General features: G+C 72.1%; 15 protein-coding genes. 11 read left to right on the top strand and 4 right to left on the bottom strand.

Annotated elements, in window-relative coordinates; all coding sequences use genetic code 11:
* Positions 1–79: 79 nt before the first annotated feature.
* The 3 genes from ACFKCF_RS15260 to ACFKCF_RS15250 all read left to right on the top strand — a co-directional run bounded on the left by ACFKCF_RS15260 (position 80) and on the right by ACFKCF_RS15250 (position 1,962).
* Positions 80–1,222, top strand: coding sequence for a cysteine desulfurase family protein (locus ACFKCF_RS15260; RefSeq protein ID WP_394494030.1), 1,143 nt, complete (start codon positions 80–82; stop codon positions 1,220–1,222).
* On the top strand, positions 1,219–1,464 hold the full coding sequence (locus ACFKCF_RS15255; protein WP_344985357.1) for a sulfurtransferase TusA family protein: 246 nt from the start codon (positions 1,219–1,221) through the stop codon (positions 1,462–1,464). The genes ACFKCF_RS15260 and ACFKCF_RS15255 overlap by 4 nt, the downstream gene beginning before the upstream one ends.
* Positions 1,465–1,527: 63 nt before the next feature.
* Entirely contained in the window at positions 1,528–1,962 is a 435-nt protein-coding gene (locus tag ACFKCF_RS15250; RefSeq protein ID WP_394494028.1) for a CBS domain-containing protein, read from the top strand.
* A 64-nt stretch (positions 1,963–2,026) separates the two neighbouring features.
* Here the strand turns inward: ACFKCF_RS15250 and ACFKCF_RS15245 are convergent, their stop codons facing one another.
* Together ACFKCF_RS15245 and erpA are read right to left on the bottom strand one after the other, a co-directional pair.
* Positions 2,027–3,013, bottom strand: coding sequence for a carbohydrate kinase family protein (locus ACFKCF_RS15245; RefSeq protein WP_394494027.1), 987 nt, complete (start codon positions 3,011–3,013; stop codon positions 2,027–2,029).
* 98 nt (positions 3,014–3,111) lie between these two features.
* A complete protein-coding gene (erpA, locus tag ACFKCF_RS15240; RefSeq protein ID WP_192792115.1) occupies positions 3,112–3,465 on the bottom strand; it encodes an iron-sulfur cluster insertion protein ErpA in 354 nt (117 codons plus the stop codon).
* Positions 3,466–3,629: 164 nt separating this feature from the next.
* Between erpA and nadA the strand changes: the two genes are divergently transcribed.
* Entirely contained in the window at positions 3,630–4,781 is a 1,152-nt protein-coding gene (nadA, locus tag ACFKCF_RS15235; protein WP_394494025.1) for a quinolinate synthase NadA, read from the top strand.
* Here the strand turns inward: nadA and ACFKCF_RS15230 are convergent.
* Complete coding sequence (locus tag ACFKCF_RS15230; protein ID WP_394494023.1) at positions 4,778–5,623, bottom strand: alpha/beta fold hydrolase; 846 nt, start codon at positions 5,621–5,623, stop codon at positions 4,778–4,780. The two genes, nadA and ACFKCF_RS15230, sit on opposite strands and share 4 nt — an antisense overlap.
* 26 nt (positions 5,624–5,649) lie before the next feature.
* Positions 5,650–6,486 (bottom strand): NAD(P)H-binding protein, encoded by an 837-nt coding sequence (locus tag ACFKCF_RS15225; RefSeq protein WP_394494021.1) that lies wholly within the window; start codon positions 6,484–6,486, stop codon positions 5,650–5,652.
* 80 nt (positions 6,487–6,566) lie between these two features.
* Here ACFKCF_RS15225 and ACFKCF_RS15220 point away from each other — a divergent pair, with 80 nt between their 5' ends.
* The 7 genes from ACFKCF_RS15220 (at position 6,567) to ACFKCF_RS15190 (ending at position 15,433) form a co-directional block, all read left to right on the top strand.
* Positions 6,567–7,169 carry a TetR/AcrR family transcriptional regulator gene (locus ACFKCF_RS15220; protein ID WP_394494020.1) on the top strand — a complete coding sequence of 201 codons (603 nt, stop codon included), beginning with the start codon at positions 6,567–6,569 and terminating at the stop codon, positions 7,167–7,169.
* Between the two features lie 157 nt (positions 7,170–7,326).
* On the top strand, positions 7,327–8,943 hold the full coding sequence (locus ACFKCF_RS15215) for an FAD-binding oxidoreductase (protein WP_394494018.1): 1,617 nt from the start codon (positions 7,327–7,329) through the stop codon (positions 8,941–8,943).
* 120 nt (positions 8,944–9,063) lie between these two features.
* Positions 9,064–9,756 carry an EthD domain-containing protein gene (locus tag ACFKCF_RS15210; RefSeq protein WP_394494016.1) on the top strand — a complete coding sequence of 231 codons (693 nt, stop codon included), beginning with the start codon at positions 9,064–9,066 and terminating at the stop codon, positions 9,754–9,756.
* Positions 9,756–11,261, top strand: coding sequence for a GMC family oxidoreductase (locus tag ACFKCF_RS15205; protein WP_394494015.1), 1,506 nt, complete (start codon positions 9,756–9,758; stop codon positions 11,259–11,261). Before ACFKCF_RS15210 ends, ACFKCF_RS15205 begins: the two co-directional genes overlap by 1 nt.
* 11 nt (positions 11,262–11,272) lie before the next feature.
* On the top strand, positions 11,273–12,853 hold the full coding sequence (locus ACFKCF_RS15200) for a GMC family oxidoreductase (protein WP_394494013.1): 1,581 nt from the start codon (positions 11,273–11,275) through the stop codon (positions 12,851–12,853).
* A gap of 112 nt (positions 12,854–12,965) precedes the next feature.
* Positions 12,966–14,042: an IS701 family transposase gene (locus ACFKCF_RS15195; protein ID WP_394494011.1), complete on the top strand. Its 1,077-nt coding sequence runs from the start codon at positions 12,966–12,968 to the stop codon at positions 14,040–14,042.
* Positions 14,021–15,433: an ATP-binding protein gene (locus tag ACFKCF_RS15190; RefSeq protein ID WP_394494009.1), complete on the top strand. Its 1,413-nt coding sequence runs from the start codon at positions 14,021–14,023 to the stop codon at positions 15,431–15,433. Before ACFKCF_RS15195 ends, ACFKCF_RS15190 begins: the two co-directional genes overlap by 22 nt.
* The last annotated feature ends 4 nt before the right edge of the window (positions 15,434–15,437 follow it).

Here is a 15,437-nt window from a genome sequence, read left to right as displayed (position 1 = left end):
CACAGCTGATTGCAGACACATTAGCGTGCAGGTGCCTCGCCCTACCGCGCGACCCCTCGATGGCGCCGCAAGTGGGACGATGAGTCTCGTGGCGTATTTCGACGCGGCTTCGAGCGAGCCGCTCCACCCTCAGGCACGCGAGGCGCTGCTGGCGGCGATCGACGTCGGCTGGGCCGACCCCGCGAGACTGTACGGCCAGGCCCGCCGCGCGCACCTGCTGCTCGAGCAGGCCCGCACGGAGGTGGCCGAGGCGCTCGGCGCGCGTCCGGACGAGGTGTCGTTCACCTCGTCGGGCACGCAGGCCGTGCATCTCGGCGTGCTCGGCACCCTACACGGCAGACGCAGGGCCGGGCGCCACCTGGTCACCGGCGCGGTCGAGCACTCCAGCGTGCTGCACGCCGGCGGCCTGCACGAACGCGACGGCGGCACGACCGAGACGGTGGGCGTGGACCTGACGGGGCGGGTGGATCTCGACCGGTTCACCGAGGCGGTCGCCCGGCCCGGCACCGCGCTGGCCTGCCTGCAGACGGCCAACCACGAGGTCGGCACGGTGCAGCCGGTGGCGGAGGTGGCCGCGGCGTGCCGGTCCCACGGGGTTCCGCTGCTGGTGGACGCGGCGCAGACGGCCGGCAGGATGCCGATCCCGCCCGGCTGGTCGGTGCTGACGGCCAGCGCCCACAAGTGGGGCGGGCCCGCGGGCGTGGGCGTGCTGGTGGTGCGCAAGGGCACGCGGTTCCGCTCGTTCCTGCCCGAGGACGAGCGGGAGCGGCGGCGGGTGCCGGGGTTCGAGAACGTGCCCGGCATCGTCGCGGCGGCGGCCGCGCTGCGCGCGATGGCCGCGGACGCGGCGCAGGAGCAGGCGCGGCTGTCGGAGCTCGTGACCAGGATCAGGGAGACGGTGCCGAAGATCGTCCCGGATGTCGAGGTGATCGGCGACCCGGTCGACCGGGCGCCGCACATCGTGACCTTTTCGTGCCTGTACGTCGACGGCGAAGCTTTGCTGACCGAGCTGGACAAGGCTGGTTTCGCTGTTTCGTCAGGAAGCTCGTGCACCGCTAGTACGCTTCGTCCATCGCACGTTCTTGAAGCGATGGGCGTGCTGACGCATGGCAATGTCCGGGTGTCGCTGCCCAGGGGGGCCTCCGCGGCCGAGGTCGACAGATTCCTCGCCGTGCTGCCCGATCTGGTGCGCCGCATCCGGCAGGACGCAGGAGTCGCATGACCGAGGTTACCCAGCCGGCTTTGACGATCGACGCGCTCGGGAAGAAGTGCCCGATCCCGATCATCATGCTGGCGGAGCAGATCAACTACGTCCCGCTCAATGCGGTGGTGGCCGTGCTGGCCGACGATCCCGCGGCCTACACGGACGTGCCGGCGTGGTGCAGGCTGAAATCGCACCGGCACGTCGGCTCGTACGAGCTGCCCGGGGGCGGCTGGGCCATCCACGTCCGGCGCAACTACTGACATTCCCCCCGAAAGTGGGGTAGGGGCTTCCCGTACGAAGTCACCGACTTTCGGGGGGAAGCCATGACCAGAGGACATCCGCACGAGACCGCCCGTGACGTGATGCATCCGGGGGCCGAGTGCATCGGCGCGCACGAGACGCTCGACCGGGCGGCCCAGGTGATGCGCAACATGAACGTGGGGGCGCTGCCCGTGTGCGGCCCCGACGAGCGGGTGAAGGGGATCATCACCGACCGCGACATCGTGATCAAGTGCATCGCGTCGGGGCACGACCCGTCGAGGACGACGGCGGGCGAGCTGGCCGGGGGCCTGGTCTTCGTCACCCCGGACACGTCCGTGGACGAGACGCTCACGCTGATGGAGCAGCACCAGATCAAGCGGCTCCCCGTGCTGTCGGACGAGCGCATCGTCGGCATGATCTCCGAGGCGGACCTGGCCCAGCACCTGCCGGACGACAAGCTCGCCGAGTTCATGCACCACGTCTACGCGAGGGGCTGAGCCGTACGGGACGGCCCGAGGCCGCCCCGGCCGCTTGCACCGGGCCGGGGCGGCCGAGCGGTGCCTACGGGTGGTAGCAGCGCACGTGCTCGGCGATGTCCGCCGCGGCCTCGCTGCCGTACGCGGCGCCGAACCGCTCGAGGAAGACCTGCTGCCCGAGCTCGTACTCCTGGCCGCCGACGCGCTCGAGCACGTGGGTGGCGGTCAGGTTGCCGATCTGGCCGCAGCGCTCCAGGGGCAGCCCCCAGGCCAGCCCCGACAGGAACCCCGCGCGGAAGGCGTCGCCGACGCCGGTGGGGTCGGCCTTGCCCCGCTCGGGGGCGGGGGCGACGTGGATGGACGGCTCGCCCCGGCGGTCGATGACGGCGCCCTTGGGGCCGAGCGTGGTGATCCGGACGCCGACCCGGTGCAGGATCTCCTCGTCCGACCAGCCGGTCTTCTGCTCGATGAGACCCTTCTCATAGTCGTTGGAGAAGAGGTAGGCGGCGCCGTCGACGAGCTGGCGGATCTGCTCGTCCGCCATGCGCGCGAGCTGCTGGGAGATGTCGGCGGCGAACGGGATGCCGCGCTGGCGGCACTCGTCGGTGTGGCGCAGCATCGCGTCGGGGTCGTTGGGGCTGATCAGCACCAGGTCGAGACCACCCAGGCGGTCGGCGACGGGCTTCAGCTCGATCAGCCGCGCCTCGGCCATGGCCCCGGTGTAGAACGAGGCGATCTGGTTGTGGTGCTCGTCGGTGGTGCACAGGAACCGCGCGGTGTGCTGGGTCTCCGAGATGTGCACGGAGTCGCAGTCGACGCCGTGGCGCTCCAGCCAGGAGCGGTAGTCGGCGAAGTCGTTGCCGACGGCGCCCACGAGGATCGGCTTGAGGCCGAGGCAGGCCATGCCGAACGCGATGTTCGCGGCGCAGCCGCCACGACGGATCTGAAGGTCATCCACCAGGAACGAGAGTGACACCCGATCGAGCTGCTCGGCGATGAGCTGATCGCCGAAGCTTCCTGGGAAGGTCATCAGGTGGTCTGTCGCGATTGAGCCGGTAACGGCGATGCGCACGGGATTCTTCTTCCTCGTTGTCAGCAGGCCTATGAGCCCCACGAGAATACGCGAAGGTCCCGCACGCACAAAGGCGAGCGGGACCCGGCGGCCACCGACTAGTTGAAGGAGTCACCACAGGCACAGGAGCCCGTGGCGTTGGGGTTGTCGATGGTGAACCCCGACTTCTCGATGGTGTCGACGAAGTCGATCGAGGCCCCCATGAGGTACGGAGCGCTCATGCGGTCGGTGACCACGCTGACGCCCCCGAAGTCCGACACCACGTCGCCGTCCATCGACCGGTCGTCGAAGAAGAGCTGGTAGCGCAGGCCGGAGCAACCACCAGGCTGCACGGCGACCCGCAGCTGCAGACCTTCCTCACCCTGCTGCTCGAGCAGGCTCTTGACCTTGGCGGCGGCCGCGTCGGTCAGGATCAGGCCCTGCGCCGTGGTCTCGCTGCTCTCAACCGTCATCTGCTGACTCCCTAACCCGGCTGTCTGTTTCCGACGTCCTACTAATGACGCTACCAACACCTGGCCCATGCCACACATTCCCAGGGCCGCCGCCCCCGGAATAAAGAGGTATCACCCATATGTCATGATGGGTATCGTCACTTCGACGATAAGGGGGTTTGGCCATGGCCACCCAGACTGGGCTGCCGCTCTACGTCCTCGGCCAGGGCGCCGATCCGCACAGCGAGAAGGGGGTCGAGTGCCCGGGCGAGCTGCCGCCCGCCTCGGATCCCGGCCTGGTCGAACGGGCCCGCAAGGCGAAGGAGACGCTCGGCGACCGGCTGTTCGTGCTCGGGCACCACTACCAGCGCGACGAGGTCATCCAGTTCGCCGACGTCACGGGCGACTCGTTCAAGCTCGCCCGGCTCGCGGCGGCCAGGCCGGAGGCGGAGTTCATCGTCTTCTGCGGCGTGCACTTCATGGCCGAGTCGGCCGACATCTTGACCGGCGACCACCAGCGGGTGGTGCTGCCGGACCTGGCGGCCGGCTGCTCGATGGCGGACATGGCCACGTTCGACCAGGTCGAGGAGTGCTGGGAGGCCCTGGAGGACGCCGGCCTCGCCGATCAGGTGATCCCGGTCACGTACATGAACTCCAGCGCCGACATCAAGGCCTTCTGCGGCCGCAACGGCGGCGCGGTCTGCACCTCCTCCAACGCCCGCCGCGCCCTGGACTGGGCATTCTCGCGCGGCGAGAAGGTCCTGTTCCTGCCCGACCAGCACCTGGGCCGCAACACGGCGGTGCTGGAGATGGGCATGTCGCTGGAGGACTGCGTCGTCTGGAACCCGCACCGCCCCAACGGCGGCCTCACCCGGGAGCAGCTGGAGCGGGCCAGGATGATCCTCTGGCGCGGCCACTGCTCGGTGCACGGCCGCTTCACGGCGGAGTCGGTCGACGACGTGCGCTCGCGCATCCCCGGCGTGAACGTCCTGGTGCACCCGGAGTGCCGCCACGAGGTCGTGCTCAAGGCGGACCACGTGGGCTCGACCGAGCACATCATCCAGACCCTGGAGTCGGCCCCCGCGGGCTCCAGCTGGGCGATCGGCACCGAGCTGAACCTCGTCAAGCGGCTGGCACAGGAGTTCCCCGACAAGAGCATCTCGTTCCTGGACAAGACGGTGTGCTACTGCTCGACCATGAACCGGATCGACCTGCCGCACCTGGTGTGGGCCCTGGAGTCCCTGGTGCTCGGGGAGGTCGTCAACCAGATCACGGTGGACGAGGACACCGCCCACTGGGCCCGGGTGGCCCTGGACCGCATGCTCGCGCTCCCCTAACCCACGCGGGCCACGAACGCGCTCACCGCGGCCCGGAAACCCTCCGGGTCCTCGACCCAGGGCAGGTGACCGGCGCCCGGCAGGGTCACCCGCGACGCGTGCGGCAGCGCCCGCTCCAGCGAGTCCACCGCCCGGCGGGGCCGGATGTCCTCGGCCCCGTCGACGATCAGCGCCGGCACCCCCAGCCCGGCGCAGGCGGCCTGCAACGCCGGCGTGCCCCAGTCGCGCCTGTTCTCGGCGTTGATGGCGGCGTTGCACTCGAAATTGACGCCGAGCCAGGGGGTCGCCATGCGGTCGGCGTGCTCCATGGCCCGGTCGCGGTCGGCGAAGTCCGCCGACCACTGCAGCACCGCGAACTCACGGTCCTCCTCGGCCGTGCGTTCGCGGCTCTCCAGCGCCGCCCAGCGCTCCACGTGCTCGCCCACTGCCTCGCGCAGGCGGAGGTGGTACTCCTCGCGCCAGATGTGGCCCGGGTCGATGCCCGTGCCGGAGACGTAGACCAGCCCGCGTACGCGGTCCGGGTGCTCCAGGGCGTAGCGCAGGGCCAGCTGGGCGCCCCACGAGTGGCCGAGCAGCACCATCGTCTCCAGGCCGAAGTGGCGGCGGACGGCGTCGAGGTCCGCCACCGTCCGGGCCACCGAGTACGGGCCGAGCCGCTGCGAGCGGCCGCAGCCGCGCTGGTCCCACCGGTGGACGGCCGCGACGCCGGACAGCAGGCCGGCCACCTCCTCCAAGGTGTCCCACAGGCCCGGCCCGCCGTGGCAGAGGACGACGGGGCGGCCTTCGCCGCTCCGCACCGCCCAGAGCCGCACGCCGTCGTCGGTCAGCACCGTCTCATCCATGTGATCATGATCCCGCGCGGCGGGGCTCAGCGGAAGGCGGCGGCGTTGCGCCGGGCCCAGGCGGCGAACGGCTGAGGGGCCCGGCCGAGCACGCGTTCGACGTCCGGGCTGATCCGCCGCTCGGCCTCGGTGGGCTCGCCCAGGATGTCCAGCGTGGTGTCCGCGACCAGCGCGGGCATGAACGCCAGCATCTGCGCGCGGGCCTCCTCCCGGGTCTGCTCGACGAACGTGACCGGCTCGCCGATCGCCTGGCCGATGGCCTCGGCGTTCTGCCGCGGGGTCACCGGCTCCGGTCCGGTGAGCTCGTAGGTGCGGCCGTCGTGGCCCGGCTCCAGCAGCACGGCGGCGGCCACCGCGGCGATGTCGTCGGGGTCGATGATCGGCAGCCCGACGTCGCCGAACGGCGCCGCGACCGTGCGGTTCGCGCGGACCGACCCGGCCCAGGCGTACCTGTTGGAGGCGAATCCGCCCGGCCGCAGGATCGTCCATCGCACTCCCGAGTCGACGACCGCGCGTTCCACCTCCGCCCCGAAGCGGCCGTGGGAGGCGCTGTCGGGGCGGGTCACCACGCCCTGCGAGGAGAGCAGGACGATCCTGCCCGGCCCGCTCACCGCGGCGACGATCTCCTTGGGCTCACTGGCGAACAGGTCACCGCCCGTGAGGAGGAACACCGCGTCCGCCCCCTCAAGGGCCGCACTCATGCCGGCAGGGTCGGCCAGGTCGGCGGCGACCGCGCGCACGCCCTGCGGCACGTCGGCGTCGGTGATGCGGCGGGACACGGCGGTGACCTGCTCCCCCGCCTCGGCCAGCAGCCGGACCAGCGTCCGCCCGACGTTCCCCGTGGCGCCCGTGACAACGATCATGATCTCTCCCAGTTGTTAGTTAGTCGGCTGACTCACTTATGGGAGACCATAGCACGGGCCGGCCGCATATAGTTAGTCAGGTGACTGACTCAACGGGTTCGCGGGCGAGGACCGCCGCCGCCAAGCGCCAGCGGCTGATGGCCGCCGCCGCCCAGGTCGTGCACCGGCAAGGGGCGGAGCGCACCACCATCGCCGACATCGCCCACGCCGCCGACGTCCCCGTGGGCAACGTGTACTACTACTTCAAGACCAAGGACGACCTGGTCGCCGCCGCCCTCGCCGAGCACGCGCGGCAACTGGGCCTCGTCACCGCCCGCCTGGACGCGCTCGACGACCCGAGGGAGCGGCTGAAGGCCCTCGTGGAAGGGTGGGTCAGCCAGCGCGACCTCGCGGCCCGCTACGGCTGCCCGACCGGGACGCTCGCCGCGGAGCTGGACAAACGCCCCGAGGGCGGCCTGGACGCGGAGGCCGGCCGCGTCATCCGGCTGCTGCTGGACTGGGTCGAGCGGCAGTTCCGCGAGCTCGGCCGGCCCGACCCCTGGGACCTCGCCCTGACCCTGGTGGGCGCCTACCAGGGCATGTCCCTGCTGGCCAACGCCCTGCGCGACCCCGACGTCATGACCCGCCAGGGCGCCCGCCTGATCGAGTGGCTCGACTCCCTGCCCGAGGCCCCCGTCGACTGAAGATTCACCGCGTCGAGGGCGCACTTCGTCTGGTCCGCCGCGCTCTTCGTGAGGTGGGCGGCCAGAGGTAACGGACTCCGATCCTTTTTCGCGGCATCCGCAGGAGGCCGGGACACCATGAGGGGTGTCCTGACGATCACCCTACGGAGGAGCCATCATGGAACGTCCGTCGAGGCGGGGATTACTGGGCGGCGCCGCGCTGGTGGCGGGTGCCGCGACGCTGTCGGCGTCCCCCGCCCGTGCCGCGTCATCCGGCGTGCCGGTCACTGGCCCGGTCACCGTGTATCCGGGCGACCCCCGCTACCAGGAGCTGACCGTGGGCTACAACCAGCGCTGGGTCGGCGCGCCCGACTATGTGCGCGTGGTCAGCTCGACCGCCCAGGTCGTCGCCGCGGTGCAGGAGGCGGTCGACGCGGGCAGGCGGATCTCGGTGGTGTCCGGCGGCCACTGCCTGGCCCCCTTCGTGTTCAACTCCGACGTGGACGTCGTCATCGACCTGTCCGGGCTGGACGAGGTGTACTTCGACCAGCAGCGGGGCGCGTTCGCGGTCGAGGGCGGCGCCCGGCTGTCGGGCGTCTACGACACGTTGTTCAAGAAGTGGGGCGTGACCGTTCCGGGCGGGATGTGCCCCACGGTCGGCATCGGCGGCCACGCCACCGGCGGCGGGTACGGCTTCCTGTCCCGGCAGTTCGGGGCCGTGATCGACCATCTGGCGGCAGTCGAGGTCGTGGTCGTGGACCGCTCGGGCACCGCCCGCGCCGTGACGGCCTCGCGCGATCCGGCCGATCCCCACCGCGACCTGTGGTGGGCGTGCGCCGGCGGCGGGGGCGGCAACTTCGGCATCGTCACCCGCTTCTGGTTCCGCACGCCGGGCGCGAGCGGCGCCAACCCGAGCCGCCTGCTCGTCAACCCGCCCAAAGACGTGCTGCTCAGCGCCGTCGGCATCCCGTGGAGCATGCTGGACCGCACGAAGTTCGCCACCTTGGTCACGAACTGGGGCTCCTGGTACGAGGGACACGCCGCCCCCGACTCCCCCGCCAGGATCCTGTCCGGCGTCGCGTCGCTGGCGCACCGCTCGAGCGGCAACGTCTTCCTGCTGACCCAGGTCGACGCCACCGCCCCCGGCGCGACGGGGATCCTCGGCGACTACCTCGCGGCCCTGACCGCCGGGCTCGGCGTCGACGCCGTGGTGGCGGCCCAGCCGGCGCAGCGGCTCCCATGGTTGCGCGCGGTCAAGCTGATCGCCGCCAGCATCCCCTCGTTCATCAACCCGACGCTGCGCGGCTCCTCCAAGTCGGCCTACCTGCGGCGCTCGTACACGGCCGAGCAGGCGGGCGCGATGTACGACGCGCTCACCCGTACGGACTTCGCCAACCCGGCGGCCGCGGTGACCCTGGCCGGGTTCAGCGGCGGCGCGATCAACGCCGTTCCCGCCACGCGCACCGCGCTGGCGCACCGCGACGCCGCGTTCTGGACGCTGTTCGAGACCCAGTGGCAGGACCCGGCCGCCGACGCCGCCAACATCGGCTGGCTGCGCGACCTGTACGGCTCGGTGTGGGCGGCCACCGGCGGCTACCCGGTGCCCGGCGACCAGGCCGACGGCTGCTACATCAACAACCCCGATCCCGACATCACCGACCCCGCCTTCAACCGCTCGGGCGTGCCGTGGCAGACGCTGTACTACAAGGGCAACTACGCCAGGCTCCAGCAGGTCAAGGCGGCCTACGACCCCCGCGACGTCTTCCGGCACGCGCAGTCGGTCGCGCTGCCGTAGCGGCACCTGGCCAAGTGTCCCGCCCTACTTGACTTTGTCAGCGCGCCGCCGCCGCGCTCGCTTCCCGGCGCCGGCGCGCGCTCCTAGCGTCGAACACACCGAGTGACGGAGGAGAACACCGTGATCCATCAGCTCATCTTCGCCGCGCCCAAGCCCGGGATGACGGAGGAGGAGTTCCAGCAGTACTGGCTGAACGTGCACGCCGTCCGCTACGCCAGCAAGATCCCGCAGATCAGGAAGTACCTGATCGACACCAGGATCCCGCTCCTGCCCGACGAGGGCGAGCCGCTGTGGAGCGGCGTCGCGGAGATCTGGCTGCGCGACGAGCGGGAGCAGCTCGAGTCGCTGCAGACGCCCGAGTTCCTGGAGGGCGCGCGGGCCGACGAGCCGCGCTGGGCGGCGTTCTGGCGCACGGTCGTGCTCGACACCGACGCGCACGAACTGGTGCCGGGGCCCGAGCTCGCCCCGCCCTCGGGCGTGAAGCTGATCGTGCTGGTCAAGCGGAAGGAAGGGCTGCCGCTGGCCGACTTCAGAAGTGCCGACCTCGGCCCGCACGCCGAACTGGTCGCGCAGGTGCCGGGGCTGCGCCGCTACCTGCAGTGCCACGTCAGAGACGGCGCGTACGCCATCGGCGAGGCGGTGCTCGACGCCGCCCACCTCCTGTGGTTCGACGACAGGGACGCCATGGAGGCCGCGCTCGCCTCGCCCGAGTACGCCAAGGTCGTGGCCGACATGGAGACGCTGGTCGAACCGAGGTACGTGCACCGGCTGGCCGTCACCGAGCACTGGGTCATCGGACCGGAGAGCCGCTGATGTCCGCCGGCGACCAGGGATACGACTACATCGTCGTGGGCGCCGGCGCCGCCGGGGCGGTCGTCGCCGCCAGGCTCGTCGAGCGGACCGACGCGCGCGTGCTCCTGCTGGAGTCCGGCGGCGACGCCGGCCTGCCGGCCATCCGCCAGACGGGCATCCCCGGCATGGCCTCGCTGTGGCAGGACCCCGCCGTCACCTGGCCGTACGTCACGGTCCCGCAGGCCGGGCTCGGCTGGCGGACGATCCCGCTGCCCCAGGGCAAGGTGCTGGGCGGCGGCAGTTCGGTCAACGCCATGCTGTACGTCCGGGGCAACCGCCGCGACTACGACGGCTGGGCCGCCCAGGGCAACGAGGGCTGGTCGTACGACGAGGTGCTGCCCTGCTTCAAGCGGGCCGAGGACTACGAGGAAGGCGCCGGGCCGTACCACGGGGCGGACGGGCCCATGAAGGTCGCCCGCCTGTCCGCGATGTCGGAGGTGTCGCGCGCCTTCCTCCGGGCCGCCGCCGAGCTGGGCTTCCCCGGCGGAGAGGACTGGGACTACAACGGCGCCGCGCAGGAGGGCGCCTTCGCCTACCAGTCCACCAGGACGAAGGACAACCAGCGCTCGAGCACGGCGTCCGGCTACCTCGACCCGCTGCGCGGGCATCCCCGCCTCACCGTCGAGACCGGCGCGACGGCGACCCGCGTGCTGCTGGACGGCACGACGGCCACGGGCGTGGAGTACCTGCGCGACGGCGCCGTGCACCGCGCCGGGGCGAGCGCCGAGGTGATCGTCTCCTGCGGCGCGCTCGCCACGCCCAAGCTGCTGATGCTCTCCGGGATCGGCCCGGCCGGGGCCCTGCGCGAGCACGGGCTCGCGGTCGCCGCCGATCTGCCGGGCGTCGGCGCCGACCTGCACGACCACCTCATCCTCGGCGTGGCCTACGCCGCGCGGTCGGTCCTGCCGCTGTCCGAGCTGCTGGCGGAGGTGGGGCTGTTCCCACCGGACGACCCCGACCTCCAGATGCTGTTCGGCCCCGTGCAGTTCGTGGCCGACGAGTACCGCGTCGACGGGCCCGCCTTCACCTTCGCCCCCGTGCTCGCGCGGCCGCGCAGCAGGGGCAGGCTCGCCCTGCGGTCGGCCGACCCCGCCGACGCGCCCCTGGTCGATCCCCACTACCTCGAGGACCCGGCCGACCTGGCGGCGCTCGTACGCGGGATCGAGCTGTCCAGGGAGCTCGCGCACAGCAGCGCGATGTGCTCGTTGCACGACCGTGAGAGCGCGCCCGGCCACGGCGCCGACCTGCCCGCCTACGTCCGCGCCACCGCGACCACCGTGTGGCATCCGGTCGGCACCTGCCGCATGGGAGGCGACCCGCTGGCCGTGGTGGACGCGGCGCTGCGCGTGCGCGGGATCGAGCGGCTGCGCGTCGCCGACGCCTCGATCATGCCGTCCATCCCCGCGGGCAACACCGCCGCCGCCACCGTCATGATCGGGGAGCGCGCGGCCGACCTGCTGACATGAAGGAGCCGACCGTGCCAGACACCTACAGGTACATCGTCATCGGCGCCGGCGCGGCCGGATCAGTGGTGGCCGCCCGGCTCAGCGAGGATCCCGACGCCTCCGTCCTGCTCCTGGAGGCGGGCGACGCGCAGGTCACCGACGCGGTCACGACGCCGTGGCGGTGGAACGAGGTGCTGCTGACCGACCTGGACTGGGCGTACATGAGCGAGCCCCAGCCAGGTCTGGACGGCAACCGCGTCTACTCGGCCGCCGGCCGGGGCCTGGGCGGCACCTCGAACATCTACCACATGATGCACACCAGGGGCCGCCCCCAGGACTACGACGACTGGGCCTACCACGGGTGTCCCGGCTGGTCCTTCGACGACGTGCTGCCGTGGCTGCAACGTCTGGAGGACCAGCGCGACGGGCACAACCCGCTGGCCGGCAAGGACGGTCCGATGACCGTGGCCGACGCGGCCGAGACGGGCAACCCGGTGTCGGAGACGTTCATCGAGGCCTGCGTCGAGCTCGGCCATCCGCGCCTGGACGACTTCAACGCGGGCCTGTTCGGCGCGGGCTGGCACCACGTGAACATCAAGGACGGCCGGCGCAGGGGCGCCCGCGAGTCGTACCTCGATCCCGCGCTCGACCGGCCCAACCTCACCGCGCTGAGCGCGGCCCTCGCGGCGCGGCTGCTGTTCGAGGGGACGCGCTGCGTCGGCGTGGAGTACCTGCGCGAGGGCCGCACGCACACGGCGCGGGCCGAGGCCGAGGTGGTGGTGTGCGCGGGCGCCGTCCAGTCGCCCAAGCTGCTGCTGCTGTCGGGCCTGGGCCCGGCCGGGGACCTGGCCGAGCTCGGCATCCCGGTCGTGGCCGACCTGCCCGGGGTCGGGGCCAACTTCCACGACCACCCGCTGGTCATCGGGCCGATCGGCTACCTGGCCGAGCCGGGCGACGACCCGCGCGGCAACGTGACCGAGGTCGCGCTCTTCTGCGGGTCGCAGGACGGGCTGCCCGTCCCCGACCTGGAGGTCGCGCTGGTGTACCGCGCGCCGTTCGGCGAGAAGTTCTTCGCCAACGTGATCCGCCGCGTGCAGACCGGCCGGCCGGTCGCGCCGGTGCGGGAGCTGGTGGACCCGCACGTGGTCCTCAGCCTGACCGGCCTGGTGGGGCCGGTCTCACGGGGATGGGTACGGCTGGCGGGCACCGATCCGACCGCCTACCCGCGGATCAACGCCAACTACTTCGGCGACCCGGTCGACCTGGAGCGCACGGTCACCGCCGTGGAGATCGCCAGGGACATCTACCGCACCAAGGCGTTCACCGGCAGGTGGGGGCTGTCCGAGGTCGCCCCAGGGCCCGGCGTGACCACCCGCGACGAGCTGCGTGCCTGGGTGAAGGCCAACACCGGGTCGTACTACCACTTCGCCGGCTCCTGCCGGATGGGCACCGACGCCTCGGCCGTGGTCGACCCCCGGCTGCGGGTACGCGGCGTGGAGGGGCTGCGCGTGGCCGACGCCTCCGTCATGCCCTCGCTGGTCAACGCGCACCCGCACACCACGGTCGTGATGATCGGCGAGCGCGCGGCCGACCTCGTCCGTTCCCATAGGTAGAAGTCGCATAAGTAGAAGCGAGAGTGCCAGCACCACCTCGTCCTGTCAGCCGGCCCGGATCATTTCAATAATTCGAGGAAAGGGGGATGTTCGATTTATAGGGGTTGGTCGTATGACCGTCTACGCGGATTTGGATTCGCGAGAGATTTGGCTCTCTCCTTTCTGTGAGGACCTGTTCGCGTCGTTCCTCCGTTCCGATCAGCGCCGATGGGGCGAGGTCTACGTCCATGGCCTGGTCTCCGTCCCGGGCCGCAAGTCGATCCGCCGGATCTCCACCGAGGTCGTGGGGCGGCCCGTGGACCAGTGCCTCCAGCAGTTCATCAACCAGAGCCCCTGGGACTGGGGCCCCGTACGGCAGCGCCTGGCCCAGCTGCTCGTCGAGGCGATCCGGCCGAAGGCGTGGGTCCTGGAGGAGGTCGTCTTCCCGAAGAACGGGTCCAAGTCGGTGGGCGTGGCGCGGCAGTTCGCCAACTCCGCGGGCCGCCTCCTCAACTGCCAGCTCGGCCTGTCGGTCGTGATGGTGGGAGAGGAGGGCGGCTGCCCGGTCAACTGGCGGCTGCTGCTGCCCCGCTCGTGGGACGAGGACGACGGCCTGCGCAGCAGGGCGCGCATACCGGCCCACGAGCGCAGCCGGCCGCACTGGCGGCACCTGCTGCAGGCCATCGACGAGATGGTGGTCGACTGGGGGCTGCCTCCGGCGCCCATCGTGGTGGACGGCAGGTCGATGCCCGGCGTGGAGCTCCTCCTCGCCGGGCTCGCCGAGCGCGGGCTGCCCTACCTCGTCCGCGTCTCCCCCGGCACCCTGCCGGCCGGCGGGTCCGGCCTGCCCGCCCGCCCGGTGCTGGAGCCGTTGCGGCCCCGGCTGCAGGTGGTGCAGGGGCAGGCGGGCACGCGGCCGCCGGCGCCGGGCCACCGCTGGTACCCGCGCTCGGGGGCGCGGGCGATGTGGCTGACCGACCTGGGCCGCAACCGGGTGGCCGACCTGGCGGGGCTGGTCGGGCTGCGCAACAGGGCGGCGTCCGTGCTCGCGTCGGTCGCCGCCGAGTCCGGCCTGCAGCACTTCGAGGGCCGCTCCTTCCAGGGCTGGCACCACCACGTCACGCTGGTGTCGGTCGCCCACGCGTACCGGCTGCTGCGCGGCCTGGACGGACGGGAGGCGGAGGAACTGTGCCTGCGCCCGCATGGCTGACCGGCCGGCTCGCCGGGATCGAGCTGTTCTCCGGGCTGTCGGACGAGCAGCTCGACTGGCTCGCGTGCGCCGGAACCGTCAGGGAGCTCGGCGACGGGGAGGCGCTGTTCGTCGAGGGCGCGCCGGCCGACGCCTTCTACGTCCTGCTGGACGGCGAGATCGTGGTCTCGAAGCTGGTCGGCGGGCGGGAGCAGGTGCTCGCCCGGCACCTCGGCGACGTGCTGGAGCACCAGTTCATCGGCGAGCTCCCGCTGCTCACCAGCGACGAGTACCTGGCCACCGCGCTGGCCGTCGGGTCGGCGCGGGTCGTGGCCTACGGCAAGGACGCGTTCTTCGACATGCTGGAGCGCTGCCCGCAGGTCTGCCGGGTGCTGCTGCCGGTGCTGGCCGGGCGCATCAACGCCATGGAGCGCCAGGCCGGGCGCAGCCGCATGCTGGAAGGGCTGGGCATGCTGGCGGCCGGCCTGGCGCACGAGCTGAACAACCCGGCGGCCGCCGCGCTGCGGGCCGCGCGCGAGCTGCGCGACCTCCCGTCCCGGCTGGCCGCCGCCGCAGTCGAGTGGGGGCGCACGGGCGAGGAGGCCGAGGTGCGGCTCGTCGCGCGGTTCCAGGACCGGCTGGGCTCCGGGACCGCGCTGGACCCGCTGGCCGAGGCGGAGGCGGCCGACGACGTCGCCGACTGGCTCCGCGAACACGGCCTCGGTCCCACCGCCGACTGGGCCGTCGAGCTGACCGACGAGCTCGCCGAGCACGGTGTGGGCCGCGCCGAGCTCGACGAGCTGGCCGCCGGGCTGCGGCCGGACGCCCTCGCGGCGGCGCTGGCGTACCTGGTGCCGGTGCTGCGCATCCGGACGCTCGCCGGCGACGCGGCCGAGGCGTCCGAGCGGGTGGTGGAGCTGGTACGGCGCACCTCGGCCTACACGAACCTGGACCGCGCGCCCCAGCGGGACGCCGACCTGCGCGAGGGGCTGGAGGCCACGCTCGCCCTCATGGCGCCCAAACTGCGCAACATCCGCGTACGCCGCGAGTACGGCGGCGTCCCCGACCTCCAGGCCTTCCCCAGCGAGCTCAACCAGGTCTGGACCAACCTCATCGACAACGCCGTGGACGCCATGGGCGGCGAGGGCGAGCTGACGATCAGCACACGGCGGGAGGGCGACCACGCCGTGGTGGAGTTCCGCGACACCGGCCACGGCATCCCCGCCGAGGCGCTGCCGATGGTGTTCCAGCCCTTCTTCACCACCAAGGACCTGGGCAAGGGGACCGGTCTCGGGCTCCACGTCAGCATGGACATCGTGGCGCAGCGGCACGGCGGCTCGATGGAGGTCGACTCGCGGCCGGGCGACACGCGGTTCGTGGTGCGGCTGCCGCTGGCCGGGGGCCCCGGGTAGGGGG

Origin of the sequence: Nonomuraea sp. JJY05, assembly GCF_043496855.1 — a bacterium.
In the GTDB taxonomy this organism is placed as follows: Bacteria; Actinomycetota; Actinomycetes; order Streptosporangiales; family Streptosporangiaceae; genus Nonomuraea.
Note: the sequence above shows the minus strand (reverse complement) of the source record. Positions and strands in the feature narration are given on the sequence as shown.

What these genes read in the sequence shown, in the direction of transcription:
- ACFKCF_RS15215 (WP_394494018.1), top strand. Translation starts at nt 7,327, where the DNA reads ATGGAACGTCCGTCGAGGCGGGGATTACTGGGCGGCGCCGCGCTGGTG.
- ACFKCF_RS15225 (WP_394494021.1), bottom strand. Translation starts at nt 6,486, where the DNA reads ATGATCGTTGTCACGGGCGCCACGGGGAACGTCGGGCGGACGCTGGTC.
- ACFKCF_RS15250 (WP_394494028.1), top strand. Translation starts at nt 1,528, where the DNA reads ATGACCAGAGGACATCCGCACGAGACCGCCCGTGACGTGATGCATCCG.
- ACFKCF_RS15205 (WP_394494015.1), top strand. Translation starts at nt 9,756, where the DNA reads ATGTCCGCCGGCGACCAGGGATACGACTACATCGTCGTGGGCGCCGGC.
- ACFKCF_RS15230 (WP_394494023.1), bottom strand. Translation starts at nt 5,623, where the DNA reads ATGGATGAGACGGTGCTGACCGACGACGGCGTGCGGCTCTGGGCGGTG.
- ACFKCF_RS15260 (WP_394494030.1), top strand. Translation starts at nt 80, where the DNA reads ATGAGTCTCGTGGCGTATTTCGACGCGGCTTCGAGCGAGCCGCTCCAC.
- erpA (WP_192792115.1), bottom strand. Translation starts at nt 3,465, where the DNA reads ATGACGGTTGAGAGCAGCGAGACCACGGCGCAGGGCCTGATCCTGACC.
- ACFKCF_RS15195 (WP_394494011.1), top strand. Translation starts at nt 12,966, where the DNA reads ATGACCGTCTACGCGGATTTGGATTCGCGAGAGATTTGGCTCTCTCCT.
- nadA (WP_394494025.1), top strand. Translation starts at nt 3,630, where the DNA reads ATGGCCACCCAGACTGGGCTGCCGCTCTACGTCCTCGGCCAGGGCGCC.
- ACFKCF_RS15255 (WP_344985357.1), top strand. Translation starts at nt 1,219, where the DNA reads ATGACCGAGGTTACCCAGCCGGCTTTGACGATCGACGCGCTCGGGAAG.